At 59.8% G+C, this 22,412-nt stretch carries 22 protein-coding genes and 1 pseudogene; 12 read left to right on the plus strand and 11 right to left on the minus strand.

Annotated elements, in window-relative coordinates; translation table 11 throughout:
- Positions 1 to 74: 74 nt before the first annotated feature.
- On the minus strand, positions 75 to 1,433 hold the full coding sequence (gene glpT, locus G5193_RS16310; protein ID WP_005337540.1) for a glycerol-3-phosphate transporter: 1,359 nt from the start codon (positions 1,431 to 1,433) through the stop codon (positions 75 to 77).
- Between the two features lie 489 nt (positions 1,434 to 1,922).
- Here glpT and G5193_RS16315 point away from each other — a divergent pair, with 489 nt between their 5' ends.
- From G5193_RS16315 to G5193_RS16330, 4 genes are all read left to right on the plus strand, one after another.
- Positions 1,923 to 2,771 (plus strand): MIP/aquaporin family protein, encoded by an 849-nt coding sequence (locus G5193_RS16315; protein ID WP_005350866.1) that lies wholly within the window; start codon positions 1,923 to 1,925, stop codon positions 2,769 to 2,771.
- A 54-nt stretch (positions 2,772 to 2,825) separates the two neighbouring features.
- Entirely contained in the window at positions 2,826 to 4,328 is a 1,503-nt protein-coding gene (glpK, locus tag G5193_RS16320) for a glycerol kinase GlpK (protein ID WP_204477386.1), read from the plus strand.
- Positions 4,329 to 4,545: 217 nt separating this feature from the next.
- The gene (locus G5193_RS16325; RefSeq protein WP_421206447.1) at positions 4,546 to 6,522 is read left to right on the plus strand and encodes a methyl-accepting chemotaxis protein; all 1,977 of its coding nucleotides are present in this window, start codon (positions 4,546 to 4,548) and stop codon (positions 6,520 to 6,522) included.
- A 193-nt stretch (positions 6,523 to 6,715) separates the two neighbouring features.
- Positions 6,716 to 6,949: a hypothetical protein gene (locus tag G5193_RS16330; protein ID WP_421206449.1), complete on the plus strand. Its 234-nt coding sequence runs from the start codon at positions 6,716 to 6,718 to the stop codon at positions 6,947 to 6,949.
- A gap of 171 nt (positions 6,950 to 7,120) precedes the next feature.
- Here the strand turns inward: G5193_RS16330 and G5193_RS16335 are convergent, their stop codons facing one another.
- Complete coding sequence (locus tag G5193_RS16335; RefSeq protein WP_042081961.1) at positions 7,121 to 8,023, minus strand: LysR substrate-binding domain-containing protein; 903 nt, start codon at positions 8,021 to 8,023, stop codon at positions 7,121 to 7,123.
- A 194-nt stretch (positions 8,024 to 8,217) separates the two neighbouring features.
- Here G5193_RS16335 and G5193_RS16340 point away from each other — a divergent pair, with 194 nt between their 5' ends.
- The 7 genes and pseudogenes from G5193_RS16340 to G5193_RS16370 all read left to right on the plus strand — a co-directional run bounded on the left by G5193_RS16340 (position 8,218) and on the right by G5193_RS16370 (position 13,701).
- Positions 8,218 to 8,616: a DUF6404 family protein gene (locus G5193_RS16340; protein ID WP_227342407.1), complete on the plus strand. Its 399-nt coding sequence runs from the start codon at positions 8,218 to 8,220 to the stop codon at positions 8,614 to 8,616.
- Positions 8,603 to 8,965: a VOC family protein gene (locus G5193_RS16345; RefSeq protein WP_227342406.1), complete on the plus strand. Its 363-nt coding sequence runs from the start codon at positions 8,603 to 8,605 to the stop codon at positions 8,963 to 8,965. Before G5193_RS16340 ends, G5193_RS16345 begins: the two co-directional genes overlap by 14 nt.
- A 265-nt stretch (positions 8,966 to 9,230) precedes the next feature.
- A pseudogene (locus G5193_RS16350) lies at positions 9,231 to 9,820 on the plus strand (HEPN domain-containing protein).
- 210 nt (positions 9,821 to 10,030) lie between these two features.
- The gene (locus G5193_RS16355; protein ID WP_064336428.1) at positions 10,031 to 10,327 is read left to right on the plus strand and encodes a putative quinol monooxygenase; all 297 of its coding nucleotides are present in this window, start codon (positions 10,031 to 10,033) and stop codon (positions 10,325 to 10,327) included.
- A 65-nt stretch (positions 10,328 to 10,392) separates the two neighbouring features.
- A complete protein-coding gene (gene dkgB / locus G5193_RS16360) occupies positions 10,393 to 11,196 on the plus strand; it encodes a 2,5-didehydrogluconate reductase DkgB (RefSeq protein ID WP_421206452.1) in 804 nt (267 codons plus the stop codon).
- Positions 11,197 to 11,683: 487 nt separating this feature from the next.
- Positions 11,684 to 12,862: an MFS transporter gene (locus tag G5193_RS16365; protein WP_201995468.1), complete on the plus strand. Its 1,179-nt coding sequence runs from the start codon at positions 11,684 to 11,686 to the stop codon at positions 12,860 to 12,862.
- A 167-nt stretch (positions 12,863 to 13,029) separates the two neighbouring features.
- Positions 13,030 to 13,701: an NAD(P)H-dependent oxidoreductase gene (locus tag G5193_RS16370; RefSeq protein WP_421206455.1), complete on the plus strand. Its 672-nt coding sequence runs from the start codon at positions 13,030 to 13,032 to the stop codon at positions 13,699 to 13,701.
- A gap of 113 nt (positions 13,702 to 13,814) precedes the next feature.
- Here G5193_RS16370 and G5193_RS16375 read toward each other — a convergent pair whose 3' ends face one another.
- From G5193_RS16375 to G5193_RS16410, 8 genes are all read right to left on the minus strand, one after another.
- Positions 13,815 to 14,423 carry a DoxX family protein gene (locus tag G5193_RS16375; protein WP_064338242.1) on the minus strand — a complete coding sequence of 203 codons (609 nt, stop codon included), beginning with the start codon at positions 14,421 to 14,423 and terminating at the stop codon, positions 13,815 to 13,817.
- On the minus strand, positions 14,420 to 15,214 hold the full coding sequence (locus G5193_RS16380) for a putative DNA-binding domain-containing protein (protein ID WP_266135076.1): 795 nt from the start codon (positions 15,212 to 15,214) through the stop codon (positions 14,420 to 14,422). The genes G5193_RS16375 and G5193_RS16380 overlap by 4 nt, the downstream gene beginning before the upstream one ends.
- Positions 15,207 to 16,064 carry a DUF692 domain-containing protein gene (locus tag G5193_RS16385; RefSeq protein ID WP_201995465.1) on the minus strand — a complete coding sequence of 286 codons (858 nt, stop codon included), beginning with the start codon at positions 16,062 to 16,064 and terminating at the stop codon, positions 15,207 to 15,209. Before G5193_RS16385 ends, G5193_RS16380 begins: the two co-directional genes overlap by 8 nt.
- Positions 16,052 to 16,381 (minus strand): hypothetical protein, encoded by a 330-nt coding sequence (locus G5193_RS16390; RefSeq protein ID WP_421206457.1) that lies wholly within the window; start codon positions 16,379 to 16,381, stop codon positions 16,052 to 16,054. The genes G5193_RS16385 and G5193_RS16390 overlap by 13 nt, the downstream gene beginning before the upstream one ends.
- Positions 16,374 to 17,333: an MBL fold metallo-hydrolase gene (locus tag G5193_RS16395; RefSeq protein ID WP_042081514.1), complete on the minus strand. Its 960-nt coding sequence runs from the start codon at positions 17,331 to 17,333 to the stop codon at positions 16,374 to 16,376. Before G5193_RS16395 ends, G5193_RS16390 begins: the two co-directional genes overlap by 8 nt.
- Before the next feature lie 140 nt (positions 17,334 to 17,473).
- A complete protein-coding gene (cydX, locus tag G5193_RS16400) occupies positions 17,474 to 17,584 on the minus strand; it encodes a cytochrome bd-I oxidase subunit CydX (protein WP_005337572.1) in 111 nt (36 codons plus the stop codon).
- A gap of 16 nt (positions 17,585 to 17,600) precedes the next feature.
- Complete coding sequence (gene cydB, locus G5193_RS16405; protein ID WP_106843987.1) at positions 17,601 to 18,740, minus strand: cytochrome d ubiquinol oxidase subunit II; 1,140 nt, start codon at positions 18,738 to 18,740, stop codon at positions 17,601 to 17,603.
- Complete coding sequence (locus tag G5193_RS16410) at positions 18,740 to 20,311, minus strand: cytochrome ubiquinol oxidase subunit I (RefSeq protein WP_033135850.1); 1,572 nt, start codon at positions 20,309 to 20,311, stop codon at positions 18,740 to 18,742. The genes cydB and G5193_RS16410 overlap by 1 nt, the downstream gene beginning before the upstream one ends.
- Before the next feature lie 122 nt (positions 20,312 to 20,433).
- On the opposite strand from G5193_RS16410, the gene G5193_RS16415 reads away from it, so the two are divergent.
- Positions 20,434 to 21,849: a PLP-dependent aminotransferase family protein gene (locus tag G5193_RS16415; RefSeq protein ID WP_421206460.1), complete on the plus strand. Its 1,416-nt coding sequence runs from the start codon at positions 20,434 to 20,436 to the stop codon at positions 21,847 to 21,849.
- Between the two features lie 93 nt (positions 21,850 to 21,942).
- On the opposite strand, the gene G5193_RS16420 is transcribed toward G5193_RS16415, so the two are convergent.
- A complete protein-coding gene (locus tag G5193_RS16420) occupies positions 21,943 to 22,401 on the minus strand; it encodes a GNAT family N-acetyltransferase (RefSeq protein ID WP_421206461.1) in 459 nt (152 codons plus the stop codon).
- Between the last annotated feature and the right edge of the window lie 11 nt (positions 22,402 to 22,412).

Here is a 22,412-nt window from a genome sequence, read left to right on the forward strand (position 1 = left end):
AGGCCCCGGCAGATGCGGGGCCTTTTGGCAGTTTACCTGATCCCCTTTGGGATCAATAAGCTGAGGATCACGTTTTATGCCTTATGGGCAGCCGCTTTCTTGGCCGCAACGGCAATGTTCTCATGCTTGAGGGTCATCGCCAGCAGGATGATGGAGAGCACGCAGGAGACAGTCAGCACCATGAAGCCGCCATCCCAACCGAAATGGTCAACGGTATAACCCAGCATGGCGTTGGCTGCCACGGCGCCGCCCAGATAACCGAACAGACCGGTGAAACCTGCCGCAGTACCGGCTGCTTTCTTCGGTGCCAGCTCAAGAGCATAGAGGCCGATCAGCATGACAGGGCCGTAGATCAGGAAGCCGATAGCCACCAGCGCCATCATGTCGATGGTCGGGTTGCCGGCCGGGTTGAACCAGTAAACCAGCACAGCCAGGGTCACCAGCACCATGAACAGGATACCGGCCGGGGCTCGGCGGCCCTGGAACATCTTGTCAGAGATCCAGCCACACAGCAGGGTGCCCGGAATACCGGCCCACTCGTAGAGGAAGTAAGCCCAGGAGGAGTTGTCGACGGTGAAGTGCTTGGCCTCTTTCAGGTAGGTTGGCGCCCAGTCCAGCACACCGTAACGAATGAGGTAAACGAAGGCGTTGGCGATCGCGATATACCACAGCAGTTTGTTGTGCAGCACGTACTTGACGAAGATCTCCTTGGCGGAGAACTCCTGCTCGTGGCTCTCGTTGTAATCCTTCGGATAGTCGTTCTTGTACTCCTCGATAGGAGGCAGACCGACCGATTGCGGGGTATCACGCATCACGAAGAAGGCGATCACTGCGATGGCGGCCGCCGCTGCCGCAGGCACATAGAAGGCACTGCGCCAGTCGTTGAACCAACCCATCCCGAGGATAAACAGCGGGCCAATCATGCCGCCACCCACGTTGTGCGCCACGTTCCAGACCGCAACCACTTCGCCGCGCTCTTTCTGTGACCACCAATGCACCATGGTGCGACCGCAGGGCGGCCAGCCCATGCCCTGTGCCCAACCGTTCAGGAACAACAGCACAAACATGATGGCAATGCTGGAGGTGGCCCAGTGCATGGTACCCATCATGAACATGATGGCAGCCGAGAGCAGCAGACCGGCGGAGAGGAAGTAACGGGCGTTGGAACGGTCAGAGACGTTCCCCATCAGAAATTTGGAGAGACCATAGGCAATGGAGACCCCGGAGAGCGCGAAACCGAGATCACCACGGGAAAAGCCCTGCTCGATCAGATAGGGCATCGCCAGACTGAAGTTTTTCCGTACCAGATAGTAGCCGGCGTAACCGAAGAAGATCCCGAAAAACACCTGCCAACGCATGCGTTTGTAGAAGGGGTCGACCTTGTCAGCCGGGAGCCTGTCGATGTGCGCCGCAGGCCTGAAGAGACTAAGCATGTTCTGCTTCCTTATTGTTGTTATGGGCGGTTGAGGATGCCCTGACCATTCCAACGAATCATGTGAGTCCACCGATTCGCAAGCGAGCCAATTGTGCTCATATGCGCTCATTTAATCTGTGATGCATGCTCAAATATTGCAGTTTTATTACAAATAAAAGCTCCAAATGAGAAATTGCTCAGCAAGCGCCAGCCCTTGTGTGGCAAGGGTTGCAAGCTACCCCCTAAGTGGTAAGTGGCTGTTATCAAGATGCTTTACGTCACATTTTCTTAGCAATGAGTGGGATCTTGTCCACATTTCCTATGGAGGGGGGATGGTGAAATTAGCGGGAAGGGTTATTTTCTGTCACGACCGATAACGAGCGCAAACGAGCATAAAGTTTGCGCAAGACGCAAAAACAACAAGGAAACGTTTTCGGCAGCAACGGATAGACACAAAAAGATAGAACGGAACATCAAACCTCTACGGGTGGATATAAGGAACAAAAGTATGAGCATACAAAGACCCAATACCCTGCTTGGCGAGTGCATCGCCGAGTTTATCGGAACCGGCCTGCTGATATTTTTCGGCGTCGGATGTGTGGCGGCACTGGTGCTGGCAGGCGCCAACTTCGGGCAGTGGGAAATCTCCATTACCTGGGGTCTGGGTGTGGCCATCGCCATCTATGTGACCGGCGGCATTTCAGGTGCCCACTTGAACCCGGCTGTAACCCTGGCGCTGATGACCTTCTGCGGGTTCGACAAGCGCAAGGTGGTGCCCTACATCATCGCCCAGATGGCCGGTGCCTTCTGCTTCGCCGCCCTTGTCTACTTCCTTTATGGTAACCTTTTCACCCAGTGGGAAGTGACCCATAACGTGGTGCGCGGCAGTGTCGAGAGCCTCGGCACCGCCGGGATCTTCTCCACCTACCCCAATGCCCTGCTGACCAACATGCAAGCTTTTGCCGTCGAGCTGGTGATCACCGCTGTCCTGATGCTGGGCATCATGGCGCTGGGTGACAACAACAACGGCGCCCCCAAGGGTTTCGCTGCCGCCCTGCTGATCGGTATCCTGATCGCGGTGATCGGTGCCTCCCTTGGCCCGTTAACCGGTTTTGCCATGAACCCGGCCCGTGACTTTGGTCCGAAACTGTTCGCGTTCTTTGCTGGCTGGGGTGATGTTGCCCTGACCGGTGGTCGTGACAACCCCTACTTCTGGGTTCCGATCCTTGGCCCCATCGTTGGCGCCCAGATTGGTACCGCTCTGTATGTCAAAGTGCTGGCTCCCTGCGTCCCGGGCAACCGTGTCGTCACCACCGAGCAAGCTACCCAAACCGCCAAAGAAGAGGCTGCCGCATAAGAGCGGCCCCCTCCAACGTATAAAAACGTGGAAAATAGAAACGTGGAGAACATCATGTCTGCTGAAAAGAAATATGTCGTCGCTCTGGACCAGGGAACCACCTCTTCCCGCGCCATCGTGTTTGATCAGGATGCCAATATTGTCGGTACCTCCCAGCGCGAATTCACCCAGCACTACCCGAAAGCGGGCTGGGTAGAGCACGACCCGATGGAGATCTGGGCGACCCAATCCTCCGTCTTTACCGAAGTGCTGGCCAAGACTGGCCTGCGCAGCGAAGAGATCGCCGCCATCGGTATCACCAACCAGCGTGAAACCACAGTGGTATGGGAAAAGGCCACCGGCAAGCCCATCTACAACGCCATCGTCTGGCAGTGCCGCCGCACCGCCGCCATCTGCGAAGAGCTCAAAGCTCGCGGTCTGGAAGAGTATGTTCGCGAGAACACCGGCCTGGTGCTGGATGCCTACTTCTCCGGTACCAAGGTGAAGTGGATCCTCGACAACGTGGAAGGTGCCCGCGAGAAGGCGATGAACGGCGAGCTGCTGTTCGGCACCATCGACACCTGGCTGGTCTGGAAGATGACCAATGGCGAAGTGCACGTCACCGACCCGACCAACGCCTCCCGTACCATGCTCTACAACATCCGCGAGCTGAAATGGGACGAGAAAATGCTGGACGAGCTGGGCATCCCCATGTCCATGCTGCCGGAAGTGAAACCCTCTTCCGAAGTGTACGGCTACACCACCCGTGGTGGCGGCTCCCGCATCCCCATCGCCGGTATCGCCGGTGACCAGCAGTCTGCCCTGTTCGGCCAGCTCTGCTTTGAAAAAGGGATGGCCAAGAACACCTACGGCACCGGCTGCTTCATGCTGATGAACACCGGCACCGAGCCGGTTCGCTCCAGCAACGGCCTGCTGACTACCGTTGCCATCGGCCCGAAAGGGGAAGTGAACTACGCGCTGGAAGGTGCGGTGTTTATGGGCGGCGCCACCATCCAGTGGCTGCGTGACGAGCTGAAGATCATTCACGATGCCCGCGATACCGACTACTTCGCCTCCAAGGTGGGTGACACCAACGGCGTCTATCTGGTACCGGCCTTCGTCGGCCTAGGCGCGCCCTACTGGGATCCCTATGCTCGCGGCACCATGGTCGGCCTGACCCGTGGCGCCAACCGCAACCACATCATCCGTGCCGCGCTGGAATCCATCGCCTATCAGAGCCGCGATGTGCTGGATGCCATGCAGCAAGACTCCGGCATCAAGCTGGCTGCCCTCAAGGTAGACGGCGGCGCCGTGGCCAACGACTTCCTGATGCAGTTCCAGGCTGACATGATGCACACCCCGGTGGTACGTCCGACCCGCATCGAGACTACCGCCATGGGCGCCGCCTTCCTGGCTGGTCTGGCAGTCGGCTTCTGGAAGAGCTCCGACGAGCTGGAAGACAAGTTCAGCGTGGACCGCGAGTTCATCCCGCAGATGGACAGAGACGATCGCGCCAAGCGCTACAACGGCTGGAAAAAAGCGGTTGAGCGTTCACGCCGTTGGGCTGAAGAGGATTGATCGGGCTCCCGACATTCCGTTGAGATAAACACCAAGGAGGCCGACCATCACGTCGGCCTCTTTTTGTCTACCCCTTGCCGGCCCTCCCCTCCCGTTGCTCCCCCTGTTTTTATCTGGTGAATCTTGTTGTCACCAACCGTCACAACACAATTGAGTTCTCTATCTATAATCATCATCTGGGTCGCATATGCGGCCTTTCTTTATGGAGGAGAGAAATATGGAGAGGGCGATACACCGTTTTACACTGCACTCACTCTGGTCAGGGCTCGGGATCCGCACCCGGATCCTCTCCGGCGTAGCGATACTGATGGTTATCGCCATCAGTTGCATCACCCTGATCCTCGAGCAGATATCCCACACGCAGGCACAGCAGCGGGTCGAACGCTATGAGCTGCCAAGCAGTGTGGACCGCATTGCCAACCAGCTGACCGCCCAGCTGACCCAGCACCTGACCGAGGCGCAAGCGCTCGCCAGCAACAGCTTCGTCATCGACTGGCTGACCGCTGGCATGCCAGAAGCTGAGTGGCCCGAGATGGAGCGCTACTTTCAGGCTCTGCAACGACGTCTCGGCGGTAACGTCTTTATTGCCCCTCGCCAGACCAACACCTTGCTCAACTTCAGTGACGGCCCCACCGCCCAGAAAGCGCTGAGCGAGTCAGACCCGAAAGATGAGTGGTTTTACGGTTTTCTCCAGCGCAATCAACCTTACGAACTGAATCTCGACATCTCCGATTTCAACCAGCGAGCCTCCCTCTATATCAACACCGCCGTCACCCACGAGGGCAATACCCTGGCGGTGGCCGGTACCTCCATCGACATGAGCACCCTGAGCAAGCTCATCAGCAGCTATCGGATCGGCAAGAGCGGTCAGGTCTATCTGGCGGACATGGAAGGCAATATCGAGATCCACCCCGCACTGGAGCAAAAAGATGCCGCTCACCATCAACAATCCTTTCTCGATACCGTCAAACGGCTTATCCCCAAGGCTGGGGAACAGGTGGCAGTTGAGGCACTGACGCTGGAGGGAGAAACCTACCTTCTTGCTGTACGCTACATCCCCACCCTCAACCGGCTGCTGATTGGCGAGATCAGCAGCGCCGAGTTGGAAGAGGGATTACATGAGTCACGCCAGCTCATCATCATGGTGTCGCTCGCCATCGGCACTCTGGCGATGCTGGCCTCCGCCTGGTTGGCTCACTCCATCAGTCGCCCGATTCGTCAGGCTGCCGATGGCATGCACCACATCACCGCCGATCGGGATCTGGCGACCCGCCTCGACTTCTCCGACGAGTCGGAGCTGGGCCAGATGGCCCAGAGCTTCAACCGGCTGATCCAGAGTCTTAACCAGAGCTTCTCCCGCTTCCAACAATCGGGGAGTGCCCTCTCCGCCCAATCCTCGCAAACCCTTCATCAGGCGCAGGCACTGGCGGGAGAAGCGTGCCAGCAGGCAAGGAGCATCCAAGAACTGACCAATGTAGTCGCTGCCATCGGCAGCAATGCCGAGCAGATCGCCAGCCGTTCCGAGGGGGTCAGCGACGTAACCCAACGCATCGCTGACCACATGCTCAGTGTCGAACAGGATGTGATCCAGAGTGCCGATCGTCTCGATACTTTGCGCAGCAGCATCGGCACCTCGTCCGCGCTGCTTGAAGAGGTGGTCAAGGACAGCAACAACATCACCCAGATCATGAACCTCATCCGCGATGTCTCGAACCAGACCAACCTGCTGGCCCTCAATGCCGCTATCGAGGCTGCCCGGGCAGGGGATATGGGGCGGGGCTTTGCGGTGGTGGCCGACGAGGTGCGCCAACTGGCGGTGCGCACCCAGACCGCCACCAAGGATGTGCAGGATCTTATCTTGCGTCTGCAGGAGGGTACCCGGCAGGCCAGCAGCTCGATGGCAGGCTCCCACACCCTGAGCGAAGAGGGCTATAGCCGGATGCATCAAGCCAGAGAGGTGCTGGTCGATGCCACCAGCCAAATTAACCAGACAGCAAGGGAACTCAACGAAATCAGCGCGCTGGCACAAGCTCAGGATCAACAGATGGGGCAAGCCAGAGCTGCGCTTGACGAGCTGGCCATGGTGGCCGAGCATCAGCGTGAACACGCAGAGGAGAGCAATGCCGCCAGCCGCGAACTGTTCGAACTGGCCAAAGCCATCGACGAGCAGATCCGCCAATACCGGATTGGCTAGACCCGGCGCTTCCCCCTCTCCCTCTCAATAACCAAGACGCCACCGCAGGGTGGCGTTTTCATTTTGCAAATCATTTTGCCTGCGCTCTCGAAACGGGAATGACGACAAGCCTTGCAAGTCATTGATAATTAACATGAAAAAATGTGGAACGGCCATTGCTTAGTGATATCAGACTCAACAGAGGGATATCGCCATGAAACCCACCACCAATCAAGCGCCCGTAGCCCACGTCGCCACTCAAAAAGAGACCCTGACCCCCCGCGAAGGCACCTTCCTGATGATGGTGGCCCAACTGGTGGTGCTCACCTGCATCGTACTGGCCGCCACCGTCGGCGGCCTCTCCTGGCAGTGGACCCTGCTGCTGGCCATTCCGCCGGTGATCGGCGGCGCCTTGCTCAGCTGGGTATGGGGCAAACCACCCCGCTAACTGCGCTTCACCTCACACACCTTCCCGAACCGGCGGCCGACCCTCAAGTCGGCCGTCTGTTTATCTGCCGCCAGGCTAATGCTGATGGGCCGCAACGAGGGTGCGGCTTGTTCTTCGCCAAGCAAACCGCAGCGACGAACCGTTCAAACAAACCGCACAAACCAACCTGAACTACAGGGTATGGCTGCCAAGCTGCTCTTTAAGAAAATCGAGCCAGACCCGCAATCGGATATCCCGCTGGGCATCAGAGTAGAAGACCGCGTTGATGGGTCGCGAGGCGCCACTGTTGCTGCGGGCCAGCACCTCCACCAGCGCGCCGCTCTCCCGATCCGGCCCAGTCATGAAATCCGACAGACAAACAATCCCCTGCCCCGCCAGCGCTAGCTGACGCAAAGTTTCGCCGCTGCTGGCACGCAGACTGGGGGTGATGGCAAAGCGATCACCCTGCTCGGCACTGAGCAGCGGCCAGTGGTTGAGGTGATCGGGATGCAAAAAGCCAAGCAACTCGTGACCGCTCAGCAGATCCGCCGGTTGGCGCGGGGTGCCGCGCTCGCTCAAATAGGCGGGAGAGGCCAGCAGCCGCAACCGCGAACGGCCCAGCGGCAGCGCACGCAGGGAGGAGTCGGTCAGCTCGCCGATGCGGATGGCCATGTCCACCCGCCGCTCCATCAGATTGATAAAGCCCTCCGAGCTGTGCAGCTGCAACTCGATGGCAGGATAACGACGACGAAACTCGCCGATGATCGGCACCAGCCGGTGCAGGATAAAGGGAGTGGCCGCATCGACCCGCAAGATCCCCTCCGGCTGCTCCCGGCGCATCAGCAGATGCCCCTCCGCCTCGCTCATCTCGGTCAGGATCTTCACCGCCCGCTGATAGAACCAGCTCCCCTCCTCGGTCAGACTGACCCGGCGGGTGGTGCGATTGAGCAAAACGGTTGAGAGCTTCTCCTCCAGCCGCTTGATGCCACGGCTCACCACCGAGTTGTCCATGCCGAGGTTCTCCGCCGCCTGGCGAAAACTGCCCGCCTCCACCACCGCCACAAACAGGGTCAGTTCATCAGAATGGGTCTTCATTGCTGTTATCCGGACAAGAGTAATGGGCCTTTATAGGCGCAGCCGCTGTGGATTGGCAAGCGTGCGGTGAGGCCAGTTCTTTTTTCTACAGAAAAAGAACGTGACCGCGAGCCCACATCATGCCCGCGATTTGTCAGTACAATGCAGCCTGAAAAGCACCGTATGGCACCACTTATTTCACAAGGATGAATACCATGACATTTGAAGAGCGGCTGACCGCCGCCCATCAGGAACTGGCTAACAAAGGGGTATGGCAGTCCAACTACAATCCCCCCTTGTTCTGGTTGTTGCGCCGACTGGGTTGGTCTGTCAAACCGCCACATTACGAGGGCTGGCTTACCAACTTTCTGGTATTTGGCATCGGCCTTGGCCTGATCTGGAGCATACTGTTGTGGTTTTTCAGCTGGCAACCCATGGGGATGGATCTGCTATTTGCTCTACGTCAAACCGCCATTTTTGCGGGATTAATCGGCCTCATTATGGCGAGTATCCTCTGGCTACGGCACAAGCAGCTTACACTGACCCCGTGGGAACAACTTGCTGAGCCCAGCGATGCTGATGATGAGGGAGACGAACTGAATGAAAGCCCATGAAAAACTGAACTATGTGGAGTTTGCTGCGCGAGATCTTGCCGCTACCAAGGCATTCTTTCAGGCCGTATTTGGCTGGCAATTTGTCGATTACGGCCCCGACTACTGCGCCTTTGCCGATGAGGGGCTGGATGGCGGCTTCTATCGGGCGGATCAGTGCAACCTGACAGATCAGGGCGGCGCCCTGCTGGTCTTCTACAGCGCAGATATTGAAGCGACCCAAGCCAAGGTGAGCCAACACGGAGGCATCATCAACCGCCCTCTTTTCGATTTTCCCGGTGGCCGTCGTTTCCACTTCGTTGAGCCCAGCGGCAATGAGTTTGCCGTCTGGGCTGAACCGGCTTGTGCGTGATGGGTTAGTGGGAGAAGCATCCACACGATGCGCCCCAACAATATCCATAATCAGCCGTGATCTCTTACAAATATCTAAAAATACTAATTAATAACTTGTTTTGTGATCTTGCCGATGCAATTCTTTGGAAACAATGAAGTATCATCGACATTCAATGCTAATGTTTGTTATTAGCATGATGCTGCTCTTGTATATATGTTTTTCATATCCATACATTGAATACCAACCATACAATATTTAAATACCGTTTTATCTGGAAGGGATTATGTCAAAAGCAATTCAAGGATTTGAATACGCAATAAAGGATGCTGAAGAGTTATTAGCCCATTTTGATACTGTAAATGCAAACCCACCTCCACCAAACAGCGAAGTACTAAAACGAGCAGGACTTGTAATGGCACTCACTGCATGGGAAACCTATGTAGAAGATCGTGTTGTCGAAGAAATGCATAAAAAGCTTGCGATTGTTCAAGGTAGCTATCTTGGTGATTTTATATTAAAAAACTTCATACAGATTTGAAAACATTCCACAACCCTAGCTCCGATAAAACAAAACGAATTTTTCAAGACTATTTAGGGTTTGATGTCACTGAAGGGTGGCGGTGGTCAAATTACGAGCCAGATAAAGCCAGATCAACATTGAATCAATGGATTAAGAAGCGTGGGGATGCAGCCCATCGATCAAAACCTATAAACTCAGGAATTCCATCAGCTCATTTGATTAAACGTGACGAACTTGAAAAAGTAATCAGATTTATAAAAGACTTGGTGAAGGCCACCGACAACTATGTCAATGAAAAGATAGATCAGCACCATGCTTCTGTTTTTGAGAGACAGCATCAGATATCAAGCTAAACAACTGAAAAAAAAGTGCTGTATCTTGGCTATTCCATAATAACTACGCAAGTCTATACAGCTCTAACTATCACTTGACACCGACTTTGTCGGTGTCATTTATCGGATCCCATTGCTGCTCTCCCCTCAATACTGTTTTGCAACCAGCGCCCTGTTTCCAGCAAGTCACGGCAGGCATACTGACCCTTCGTTTTTGCCAAGGAGGTTCAGATGTCATCACCCGTGATTGTGATTGCCCAGCTTGAAGCCAAACCCGAATTCGCCGCCCAGTTTCGCGCCGCCCTTGAGCCGCTGATTGCGGCCACGCTGCAAGAGGCGGGCTGCCAGCGCTATCAGTTGCACCAAGACTTGGACAATCCCCACAGCTGGATGCTCTACGAAGTGTGGGAGAGCGAAGCGGCCCTCACCGCCCATCAGGGCCAACCCCACTTTACCGAATTTGTCGCCAAGGCCGAGCCCTGGTTTGCCAGCAGCACCATTCGCCGCTATCAGCCACTGGGCGCCTGACTGGCCCTAGAGCCTGTTTCTGTTCAGCCCATCAAGGGCCAACCACCACCCCATTGAGGAATAAGATGATCAATATGCCACCCATGGGTCTGGGCACCTTCCGCCTGAAGGGCGAGCCGCTGCTTGCCACCCTGACCAACGGTCTGGAGCTGGGCTATCGCCATATCGATACCGCCCAGATCTATGACAACGAAGCCGAAGTCGGCGCCGTGCTGACCCGCAGCACTGTTGCCCGCCACGAGATCTACCTGACCACCAAGGTGTGGACCAGCGAGTTTGGCCCGGGCAAGGTGCTCCCGAGCCTGGAGGTAAGCCTGGAAAAACTGGGCACTGACTATCTGGATCTGGCGCTGATCCACTGGCCCTCCCCCAAAGATGAAGTGCCGATGGCAGTCTATCTGGAGCAGTTGACCGAGGCCAAGGCCCGGGGCCTGACCCGGGAGATCGGGGTCTCCAACTTCACCGTGGCCCAGCTCAAACAGGCTATCGAGATTTTGGGGCCTGGGGCCATCGCCCACCAGCAGATCGAGGTTCATCCCCTGCTGCAAAACCGCAAGGTGGTCGAGTTCTGCAAGGCCCACGGTATCGCCGTCACCGCCTATATGCCGCTCGCCTATGGCAAGGTGCTGAGCGAGCCGCTGCTGATGGAGATTGGCAAACGCCACGGGGTATCGGCTGCACAGGTGTCGCTGGCCTGGCTGCTGGCGCAGGACATGACAGTGATCCCGAGCTCCACCAAGCGGGAGAATCAGGCTGCCAATCTGGCCGCTCTCGATATCGCCTTGAGCAGCGAGGAGATGGCCGCCATCGCCACGCTGGATCGGGGTGAGCGCTGCGCCAACCCGGACTTTGCACCAGATTGGGATTAAACGGGAAGGGAGACATGGGCTCTCTTGCTTCGACGGCGGATACCGGCAACTCTCACGAGCCTATTGCAACTGCGAACTATCCCCTCTCCCGACGGGAGAAGGGTGCAAATAACGCTCAACGACATTTTTCAGCAAAATCGGGAGGTATCATGCCTCCCGCTTTTTTTGCCCTTTCATCTCACTCGTTGCTCATTCCCCCACGCACAGCAGGTTCAGCCAACCCTGTCTCCTTCCATTACCCCCGCCCCCGTTTCCTCTTTATACCCTACTCGCTCAACACGCTTTGTCTCTGCTTTCCAGTCACTTCGATCTCATCTCTCTTCCCCCCTCTTTGCGGCCACTCTTGTCTCTCCCATTCCCCTCCTACTCATCGCCATTGCTGCTGATTTGGCAAAAGTAATTTGATGTCACCGTCATTTTTGCCAACAAAACCCATCGGCATACTGGCGCCATTCTCCCGTCGGGAGTCCCTAACCAAGGAGTTGTTATGCCACTGGCGTTATTTGCCCTTACCCTGAGTGCCTTTGCGATAGGCACCACCGAATTTGTGATCGTGGGGCTTATCCCCACCATTGCCGAGCAGCTCAATGTCTCGCTTCCCTCGGCGGGCCTTCTGGTCAGCCTCTATGCCCTTGGCGTAGCCATCGGCGCCCCCGTGCTCACAGCGCTGACCGGCAAGGTGCCGCGCAAGTGGCTGCTGGTAGGGCTGATGGCGCTCTTTACCGCCGGCAACCTGCTGGCCTGGCAGGCCCCCGGTTACGAGAGCCTGATTGTGGCCCGCATCCTGACCGGATTGGCGCACGGGGTCTTCTTTTCGGTAGGCAGCACCATCGCCACGGGTCTTGTGGCCAAAGAGAAGGCAGCGAGCGCCATCGCCATCATGTTCAGCGGCCTTACCGTGGCGCTGGTGACAGGCGTACCGCTCGGCACCTGGATTGGTCAGGTCTTTGGCTGGCGTGAAACCTTTCTGGTGGTAAGCCTGCTGGGCCTCATCGCCATGGTGGGTAGCCTGCTGCTGATCCCGGGCAACCTGCCCAAGGGAGCAGCCTCGACCATCCGCGAGCAACTCTCGGTACTGACCAAGAAGCCGCTGCTGCTGGTCTACGCCAAGACCGCCCTCGGTTATGGCGGCGCCTTCACCGCTTTCACCTTCCTCGCCCCCATCCTGCAGCAGGTGAGCGGCTTTAGCGCCGGTGCGGTGAGCCTGATCCTGCTGGTGTACGGGGTATCGGTCGCCATCGGCAATATCTGGGGTGGCAAGCTGGCCGACAAGATGGGTCCCCTGCCGGCGCTCAAGCTGCTGTTTGCCGGTCTGGCGCTGGTGCTGCTGGCCCTCACCTTCACCGCCCCCCATCCGGTGCTGGCCGTGCTGACCGTGCTGGTGTGGGGCGCCTTTGCCTTCGGCAACGTGCCGGGTCTGCAGGTGCTGGTGGTCAAACAGGCCGAGCTGCACACCCCCAAGGCGGTGGATGTGGCCTCCGGCCTCAATATCGCCGCCTTCAACGTTGGCATCGCGCTGGGCTCCGTCGTCGGTGGCCTGGTGGTGGAGCACCTCGGCCTGATGCACACCCCCTGGATCGGCGCCCTTATCGTACTGCTGGCCTACGGACTGACCCATGTCAGCGAGCGCCGCGAAGCCGTCCGGCTCGCCGCCTGTCAGGCATAAGCTGCGCCAGCAGGCGTCACGCAAGGGCGTGGCGCCTGCTGCAATCGGTGCGGCAGGCTTCTATGCTGTGACACAGCGTCAACCCGGCAACTATTTCAGCAACTGTTTCAGTCACTTTTTCAGTAACCAAGCCTGTCACCCTCGCATCATTTGCCACGGAGTCTGTTATGAAGGTGCTTATCGTCTATGCCCATCCCGAACCCAAAAGTTTCAACGGTGCCCTCTTCTGCCACGCCATCAGGGCGCTGGAGCAGGCGGGCCACACGGTGATGACCAGCGATCTCTATGCCATGGGCTTTGATCCCGTCTCGGATCGGCGCAACTTCACCGCCGCCAGCGATCCCGATTTTCTCAAGCTGCAGCTTGAAGAGCTGGCTGCCACCGAGCAGGGCAGCTTCGCCCCGCTGCTGGAGCAGGAGATGCAAAAGCTGGAGGCGGCCGATCTGCTGATCTTCCAGTTCCCGCTCTGGTGGTTTGGTCTGCCCGCCATCCTCAAGGGGTGGGTGGATAGAGTCTTTGCCATGGGGCGGGTCTACGGTCAGGGTCATATCTACGAGAGCGGCAAGTTTCGCGGCAAGCGGGCGTTGCTGAGCCTCACCACCGGCGGCCCTACCGAGACCTATCTGCCCGACGGCTTCAACGGCGATATCGACGGGGTGCTGCGCCCCATCCAGCGCGGGATCCTGCAATTTGTCGGCTTCGATGTGCTGCGCCCCCATATCTGTTATGCACCGGTGCGGGTCTCGCAAGAAGAGCGGGAAGCCTGGCTCGCTCAGTGGGCCGAGCGCCTTGGCCAGATTGAGCAGGAGTCCCCCATCGCAGTCGGCCGCTACCAGTAGCGGCTGACGCAGCTGACACTCTCCCCACACAGCACAAAAACAGCGAGCGGCCCTCGGCCGCTCGCTGTTTTTCACGCTCTGTCGTTATGGTTTTTGTTATCCGTGGGCAAGCCTTATGCCGCCTGTTGCACGCCTGCTTTGCCGGTCACGGCACGTTTGAGCCAGTAGTCGAGGCTGACGTAGCGGCCCCCGCCGTAAACCAGCAGCACCAGCAGCATCACGAAGTAGGTGGCGGCAAACTCCATCCCGTTGTTGAGCATCACGGGATCCCCGAGCTCCGTGATGTAGTTGTAACGACCGGGGAAGTTCGCCGCCAGCCACTCGATAAAGCCGTTGAGGCGCAAGGTGGCCTCCATGCTGCCGGTGGCGATGGCATCCCAGCCGTGCTTCCAGTGCACCATGGCACTCGCCACGCTCATCAGAAAGATGGTGGGAATGGCCATGATGCGGGTAAAGAGGCCAAGGGCGATGCAGATGCAACCCAGCACCTCGGTGCCCGCCGCCAGAAAGGCGAGCAGGGTCGGGAACGGCAGGTTGAGCCCTCCTTCCGAGACCGGGGCACCAAACCAGGCGACCGTGCCGGCAAACCCCATCACCTTGGAGTGGGCCCCCACATAGATGACCGGAATGAGATAGAGGCGAATGGCCAGCAGGGCCAGAAAATCGAGCCGCTTGCACTGGGCTACCGCCCGCTCGTACCACTGGATCAGGGTGTTGTTCATGGGAATTCTCCTTGGTGTTTGCTAAATGAGGGCAAGGGAGTGCCAGTCTGGCGCTCACCGACGGGCAAGGTCAGCAGACCCAGCCGGTGAAAATGGCGTGCCCACTCGCTCAGATCAAAGTCGCTGCGAACCTGTTGTACCTGTTGCAGGAACGCGGCTTGGGTGATCCCCGGTTGCTGTTGCAGCAACTGGATCAGCGCCACGTCCCATTCGCGCAACCGCTGGGTCACCACCTGATGCTCCGGGCTGCGAAACAGGCCATAGAAGTGGTTGCCCTGCCGGGTCGGCACCACGCCGCTGCGACGAATGGCAAAGGGGAGCTCAAGCAGTTGCAGGGTGGGATTGAGCACAAGCGGACTCTCCGCCGTCACCTCAACCCCCGATATAACTTGCGGCACCACCCCTTCATCAATCTCGACACAGAGGCAGGCCCACTCGTACTCCAGCAGCGCCAGCCGCTGCTTGGGCCAGTTGAGAGAGCCCTCACTGTGGCGATGCTGCACATAGCGGACAAACTCGGTGGCGATATGGTGAAACTCGGGGGTCTCGGCGCCGTGCTGGATAACAAAGCCCTCCACCAGCAGCCACCTGTCCACCGGCGCCCAATGAGCGTGGGTGAGCACAAAGGCACTCTCCAGCACCGACTCCACATTGGCACGCACGCTGCGGGCATAGTGGCTGGCGATGCCATCCTGCGGCAGCCGCACCCGGCTCGCCAGCCAGGCGGTCTGCAGCTGCATCCGCTGCGGCGCCGTTTTGGGCGCAGTGATCAGAGATAACCGTCTACCCATAACGCACCTCCCGCACCTGACTGTCGATCGCCTCGCAACAGGCGCCGTGCACCCGCGCCAGCTCGGCCTCCAGCTCTGCCAGCGGTGGCAGATGGTGATCCCGCTCCAGCAGCAGGGGGCGCAGGCCGTGGGTCTGCACCGTATAACGGGCCAGCGCTACCACCGCCTCGCACACCGGTTTGCCATGGGTATCCAGCAAGGTGCCATCCGCCTCTTCCAGATGACCGGCGATATGAAAATAGCTGATCGCACTGCTCGGCAGCCCGGCAATCATCCGCTTGGGGCAGTAACCGTGGTTGCGGCTGTTCACAAAGACGTTGTTGATATCGAGCAACAGCTCGCAGCCGCTGCGCGCCACCAGCTCGGCGAGAAAATCCTCCTCCGGCATCTCGTGGTCATAGCCGTGGTAGTAGGAGATATTTTCCAGCACCAGCGGGCGGGCCAGCGCCTCCTGCACCTGCGCGATCCGCTCGGCCAGATAGGGGATGTTCTCCCACTGGCGCGGCACCGGTAGCAGTTCGTAGAGATAACCCTGCTGGTCGCGGGAAAAGCTCAGGTGCTCGCTGTAGATCTCGATGCCGAACTCGTCCAGAAAGGTGCGGATCTGGCTGAGCAGGGTGCGATTGAGGGGCTGGCAATCGCCGAGGGAGAGGCTGAGGCCGTGGGCCACCAGCGGGTACCGCTCGGCGATCCGGTGCAACTGCTCGCGCCTGGCGCCGCCGATGGCCATCCAGTTCTCCGGCGCCAGCTCGAGAAAGTCGATGCCGGGGCGGACGGGGCCGGAGCAGAGCGCATCCAGATGCTCCTGACGCAGCCCGATCCCCCGACTGCGGGAGCTTATTGGCCGCATACCCCCTCCGTCATCTTGCTGCCCTGGCTGGATGTATTGCCATCAATCCCCTCTCCCACCACGCCACACTTGCCATCGCGAGCGCGCACCAGCCGCCCCTGCGGATCACTGTCGAGGGCCTGCTTCTCGAAGCGCTTCTCGGTGCCGCACTTGCCCGCCGCACACTTGCCGCCGTGCTGTTCGCTGGGGGCGGCCTTGACCGGCGCATCGCTCGGGGTGACCGCCAGCGCCAGCCCCGGAGTGAGGGCAATCAGGCTGGTCATGGCGATGGAGAGGGTCAGTTTGCCGGTGGTTTTGTTGCTGCTTGAGTTACTCATGGGCGGACTCCTTGACGGATGAAACGGGGTAGCTGGAGAGATCGCGGGCGGCCACGATCTGGCCGTGGAACTGCTGTTTGACGATGGCCATCGCCTCTTTCTTGTGATTGAGGCCGACCCCCATCCAGTGGTTGAGCACCAGCAGCTTGGGGTTCACCTCGGCGGCAATCTTGGCCACCACCGACGGCTTGGCGTGAAGCGAGGCGGAGACAGGGTCGGCCCCTTCGTGGATGGCGAGCGGCATCACCAGAATGTCGGCCCCCTTGGCAAACGGCACAAAGGCCGGGTTGCTGCCGTTCTGATCTGCAGAGATAACGATGGTTCCCTCGGCGCTCTCGATGCGATAGGCCAGACAGGGCACGTCACCGTGAGGGATGCCGAGGGCGGTGATGGTCAGCCCATCCTGCTGATAGACGGTGTGGGGCTGCGGGCTCTGGTAGGGCACATCGTGCAAGGTGATGGGGAAGAGGCCATCGGTGCCATCCTTGAAGCCGCTCAGGTAGGCATAAGCGCCCTTGTCCTTGTTGAAGAGGGCATCAAAGTAGCCGCTCATGCTGGGGAAGGCCGAGCCGGCCTCTGGCCCCGCCAGATCCAGCGGATCGCTGCGCTCGAAGAAGTAGGCCCCCTTGAGCAGGGCGGGCAGGTCGGTCACATGATCGGTGTGAAAGTGGGTGATGCCGATAAAATCGACCTCTTCGAGCTTGGCCCCCGCCTGGCCGAAGCGCAGGTAGACGCCGCCACCGGCATCGATCAGGATGCGGGATTTCCCCTTCCACCAGATCACCTCGCTGGAGGAGGCACGCAGGTCGTCGGAGATGGGGCCGCCACTGCCGAGCACCTGCAGGGTGAAGGTTTTATCCAGTGGCGTCAGTTGTACCGGTTCGGCACAGGCCGGGGCGACGGTGAGCGCGCACCCGATGGCCAGCGCCACCGCTTTCAATCTCTGTTTCATCACAATTACCTGTCGGTTGGTTGTCGGTTGAAAGTGTGTCGTTTGTGTCGTTTGTGTCGTTTAAAGAGGGGGGATAGAGGGGCCGATGGCGACGAGTGAACGCCAGCCACCGGCCATGGCGGGGCGCGAGCCACCCGCCGTCAGTTACCGTCCCGTTCGTCCGCCTGCCAGCGCGCTTCCAGCCAGAGCAGGTTGCACAGGCCCAGCAGCAGGGCGAATCCGAGGCCCAAAATCCAGGTGAAGTACCACATAGCAGATCCCTTGAGGTCAGTAGAGTTGATGGCTATCGCGCTTGATGCGGGCTCGGTCGAGCTTGCCGCGTACCACCCGATAGACCCAGCCGGTGTAGCCCAGGTTGACCGGCATCAGCACCAGCACGAGGCCGAACATGATGGCCAGGGTCTTGTAGCTGGAGGTGCTGTCCCACAGGGTCAGGCTGCTGACCGCATCGAGGGATGAGGGCAGCACGAAGGGGAACAGGGCGATGGCCACCGAGCAGAGCATGGCGGCGCAGGCGATGGCGCTGGCCAGCAGCGCAATTCGGCCCCGCTCCAGCCAGGAGGCAATCCCGCTCACCAGCGGCGCCAGCGTCCCGATGATCGGCACCAGCCACAGCAGCGGATAGTCAAAGTAGTTGCGCAGCCAGCCTCCGGCGTGGGGGATCACCCCCTTCATCAGCGGGCTGATGGCAGCATTCGGGTCAAAGGGTTGTGTGCCCACACCGGTCAGCTGAAACCCTTGCAGGTCCACCAGATGCCAGCCGGCCAGCAGGTAGCAGAGGCTCACCAGCGGGGCCAGCAGGATGGCGATCCCCCGTGCGCGCAGCGCAGGGGTGCCAGTCACCTTGGCTTGCAGAAAACCGGCGCCGTGCAGCAGCAACAGGCTGATGGCAGTGGCCAGCACCGAGAGCAACCAGCCCCAGTGGAAGTCGAAGGCGCCATAGTGCAGACGCAGCGCCGTGTCGAAGCGAAACGGCAGCCCCTCCATCACCAGACCGATAGCCGCACCGAGGATGAGCGCCGGTATCAGGCCACCCGCCACCAGTGCCCGATCCCACCAGCGGCGCCACACCGGATCGGCCAGCTTGCTGCGATAGTCAAAACCGACCGGACGCAGAAAGAGCCCGAGCAGCAGCACCACCATGGGGATGTAGAGCCCCGAGAAAGCGGCGGCATAAACCAGCGGCCAGGCGGCGAACAGGGCGCCGGCACCGGCAATCAGCCACACCTGATTGCCCTCCCACACCGGTCCCACGCTGTTGATCACCAGACGGCGGTCGTCGTCATCTTTCGACACCACCGGCAGCAGCATGGCGATGCCGAGATCGAAGCCATCCATCACGATAAAACCGACCATCATGAAGAGCACCAGCGCCCACCAGATGAGTTTCAGGGTTGCGTAATCCATCAGGCGATCCTCGCAAGTTCGGGTTGTTCACCGCTGTAGCGGCCGGTATGGAGAATGGCGGGCCCCTTGCGGATCACATGGCGCAACAGGAACAGCTCCACCACCAGCAACAGGGTGTAGATGGAACAGATGGCGATGAGGCTGAACCAGAGTTGGCCCGGCTGAAGCAAAGAGACCGAGGCCGAGACCGGCAGCACGTCACTGATGGTCCAGGGTTGACGGCCGAGTTCGGCCACCAGCCAGCCCGCCTCGATGGCAATCCAGGGCAGCGGAATGCTCCAGAGCAGGGTCTTGAGCAGCCGTGGCGAGTCTTGCAGCCGGTTGCGGCAGAGCTGGACAAAGCTCACCACCATCAGCCCCAACATGGTGACGCCAAGCCCCACCATCACCCGAAAGCCCCAGAAGAGCGGTGCCACAGGCGGGATGGAGTCATCGACCGCTTTGGCAATCTCCGCCTCACCGGCCTTGGCGATATTGCTGGCATAGGGGGTGAGCAGCATGCCGTAGCCGAGATCCTTGCCGTGCTGCTCGAAGCGGGCGCGGTTGGCCGGGCTGTCATCGCCCTGCCGGATCTGGTCGAGGGCCTCGGCCGCCACCATGCCGCTGCGAATGCGCGCCTCGTTCTGCACCTTGATATCCTTGAGGCCGGTCACCGCCTCGTCGATGGAGCGGGTAGCGATGATCCCCATCAGATACGGGATCTTGATGGCGGCGTGAGTGGTCTCACCCTGCTGATCCGGGAAGCCGAACAGGGTGAATGACGCAGGGGCTGGCTCGGTCTCCCACTCCGCCTCGATGGCGGCGAGCTTAACCTTCTGCACCTCGCCGGTGCGATAGCCCGACTCATCCCCGAGCACAATGACCGAGAGGATGGCCGCCAGCCCGAAACCGGAGGCGATGGCGAAGGAGCGCAGGGCAAACTGCACTTCCGTCTTGCGCAGCAGATACCAGCTGCTCACCCCCATCACGAACATGGAGGCCGCCACATAGCCCGCCGCGACGGTGTGAACGAACTTCACCTGCGCCACCGGGTTGAACAGCACGGCGGCGATATCCACCAGCTCCATGCGCTGGGTCAGCAGGTTGAACTCGGCCCCCACCGGGTTTTGCATCCAGCCGTTGCCGATCAGGATCCAGAGCGCCGAGAGGTTGGAGCCGAGCGCCACCAGCATGGTCACCAGCAGGTGCTTGCCGCGGGAGAGCTTGTCCCAACCGAAGAAGAAGAGCCCCACCAGGGTCGATTCGAGGAAGAAGGCCATCAGCCCCTCGATGGCCAGCGGGGTACCGAAGATGTCCCCCACATAGTGGGAGTAGTAAGCCCAGTTGGTGCCGAACTGAAACTCCATGGTGATCCCCGTGGTGACCCCCATGACGAAGTTGATGCCAAACAGTTTGCCCCAGAAGCGGGTGATGTCCTGATAGATCACCTTGCCGGTCATCACATAAGCCGACTCGGCGATCACCAGGATCCAGGACAGCCCCAGCGTGAGGGGCACAAACAGGAAGTGGAACAGGGCCGTGGCGCCAAATTGCAGGCGAGACAGGCTGACCACGTCATCCGGATTGATCATGCGTCACTCTCTTTTGTTGTATTTGCCTTGCACGTTTCGTGCGTGACAAGTACATCACGGAGCATGACACCTATAACAGATGCAGTTATAGTGAATAGCACCTATAACAGTTGATCCAGATCATGCCTCTTTACCAACAACTGGCCGAACGCCTGAACCGCGAGATCGATGACGGCATCTGGCAACCGGGGGAGCGGATCCCCTCCATCCGCCAGAGCTGCAAGACCCACAACCTGAGCCCGATGACTGTGCTGCAGGCCTATCAGCTGCTGGAGAGTCAGGGGCGGATCCTCGCCCGCCCCCAGTCCGGCTACTACGTCAAAGCCGCCTCACCACAGGTCGTGCAGCACACCCCGAGCCAGACCCACTACAGCGGCTCGGTGGATATCAACGATCTGGTGTTCGAGGTGTTGCAGGCGAGCAAATCGCGGGATCTGGTGCCCCTTGGCATGTCGGTAGCAGACCCGACCCTGTTCCCCCATCCCCAGCTCGGGCGGGCCCTGGCCAGCTGCATGCGCAAGCTCGATCCCTTCAGCACGGTGGCCGACCTGCCCCCCGGCAACGAAGCGCTGCGCCGCGCCATCGCCCAGCGCTACGCCAGTGACGGGGTGGCGGTCAATCCGCAGGAGATCATCATCACCACCGGCGCCATGGAGGCGCTCTCCCTCAGCCTGCAGGTGCTGACCGAGCCCGGTGACTGGGTGGTGGTGGAGTCCCCCACCTTCTATGGCGCCCTGCAGGCCATCGAGCGGCTGAAACTCAAGGCGGTGGAGATCCCGGTCATCCCGGGGGTGGGTATCGATCTGGCGCTATTGGAAGACGCCCTCAGCCAAATGCCGGTCAAGGCGTGCTGGCTGATGGGCAATGTGCAGCACCCGCTCGGCCACACCATGCCCGATGCACACAAACAGGGGCTGATGGCACTGCTCAACAGCCATGGGGTGCCGCTGGTGGAGGATGACGTCTATGCGGAGGTCTACTTCGGCCGCGAGCGCCCCAAGCCGATCCGCCACTGGGATCAGCGTGGCGACAGCCTGCTCTGCAGCTCCTTTTCCAAGTGTCTGGCGCCGGGCTTTCGGGTCGGCTGGGTGGTGGCGGGGCCCCATGCCGAGCGGGTGCAACGGCTGCAACTGATGTCCACCCTCTCCACCAATGTACCGAGCCAGCTTGCTCTGGCCGAGATGCTGCGCCAGGGCGGGGTCGATGCCCACTTTCGCCGCCTGCGCCACACCCTGGCCCAGCGCCAGCAGCAGATGCGGGCGGCCCTGCAGCGCTTGCTTCCGGACGAGGTGCGGATCTCCTCCCCCGATGGCGGCTACTTCCTCTGGCTGGCGCTGCCTGCCCATTTCGACAGCCGCGCCCTGCACGCCAAGGCTCTGGGCAGCGGTTTTTCAGTGGCCCCCGGCGCGCTCTTCTCCAGTCAGGGACAACACAACCACTGCCTGCGCCTCAACAGCTCCCATCCCTGGAGCGAACAGCTGGAGCAGGCCCTCACCCGACTGGCGGAGCTGATTGCCGCGCAGCTCGGTGAAAAGTAACGAGGTAAAGAGCCGCTGACGAAACGAACAAAGGCCCGTAACGGGCTTGTGTAGTTGGGGAGTGACGCGCCTTGGCTCGCCATCAGAAACTGGTTATCTGGCCATGATCTGCGACTGCACCTTGAAGCCCAGCGCCTCGTAGAGCGCTTGGGCACGCTCGTTGAAGGCCATCACCTCCAGCCGGATTTGCTGAGCATCACGGGCCTTGGCCCACTCATCGCAATGGGCGATCAGCGCCTTGCCAATCCCGCGGGAGCGGTGCTGCTCATCCACCACCACGGAGCCGATACGGCAAATCGGCGCACGGGTGAGAAAAGGCACGCTCTCATTGATGTCTATCCGCGCCGTCAAAAAGCCCACCACCCAGCCATCCTGCTCGGCAACGCAGAACAGACGCCCTTCTGCGGCAATGGCGCTCAGCAAAAATGCCCGCGCCTCTGTCGAAGGGGGGCAGAACACCTCGGGATAGTGTTGATGGTGGATCTCTCCTATCTGCCGGTTCAGCTCGACAATGGCGTCGATATCCAGTTCGCTTGCCTTGCGTATCTCCAACGGTTGCTCCT

It is taken from the genome of Aeromonas sp. 601027 (assembly GCF_049174455.1).
GTDB lineage: Bacteria > Pseudomonadota > Gammaproteobacteria > Enterobacterales > Aeromonadaceae > Aeromonas > Aeromonas veronii_A.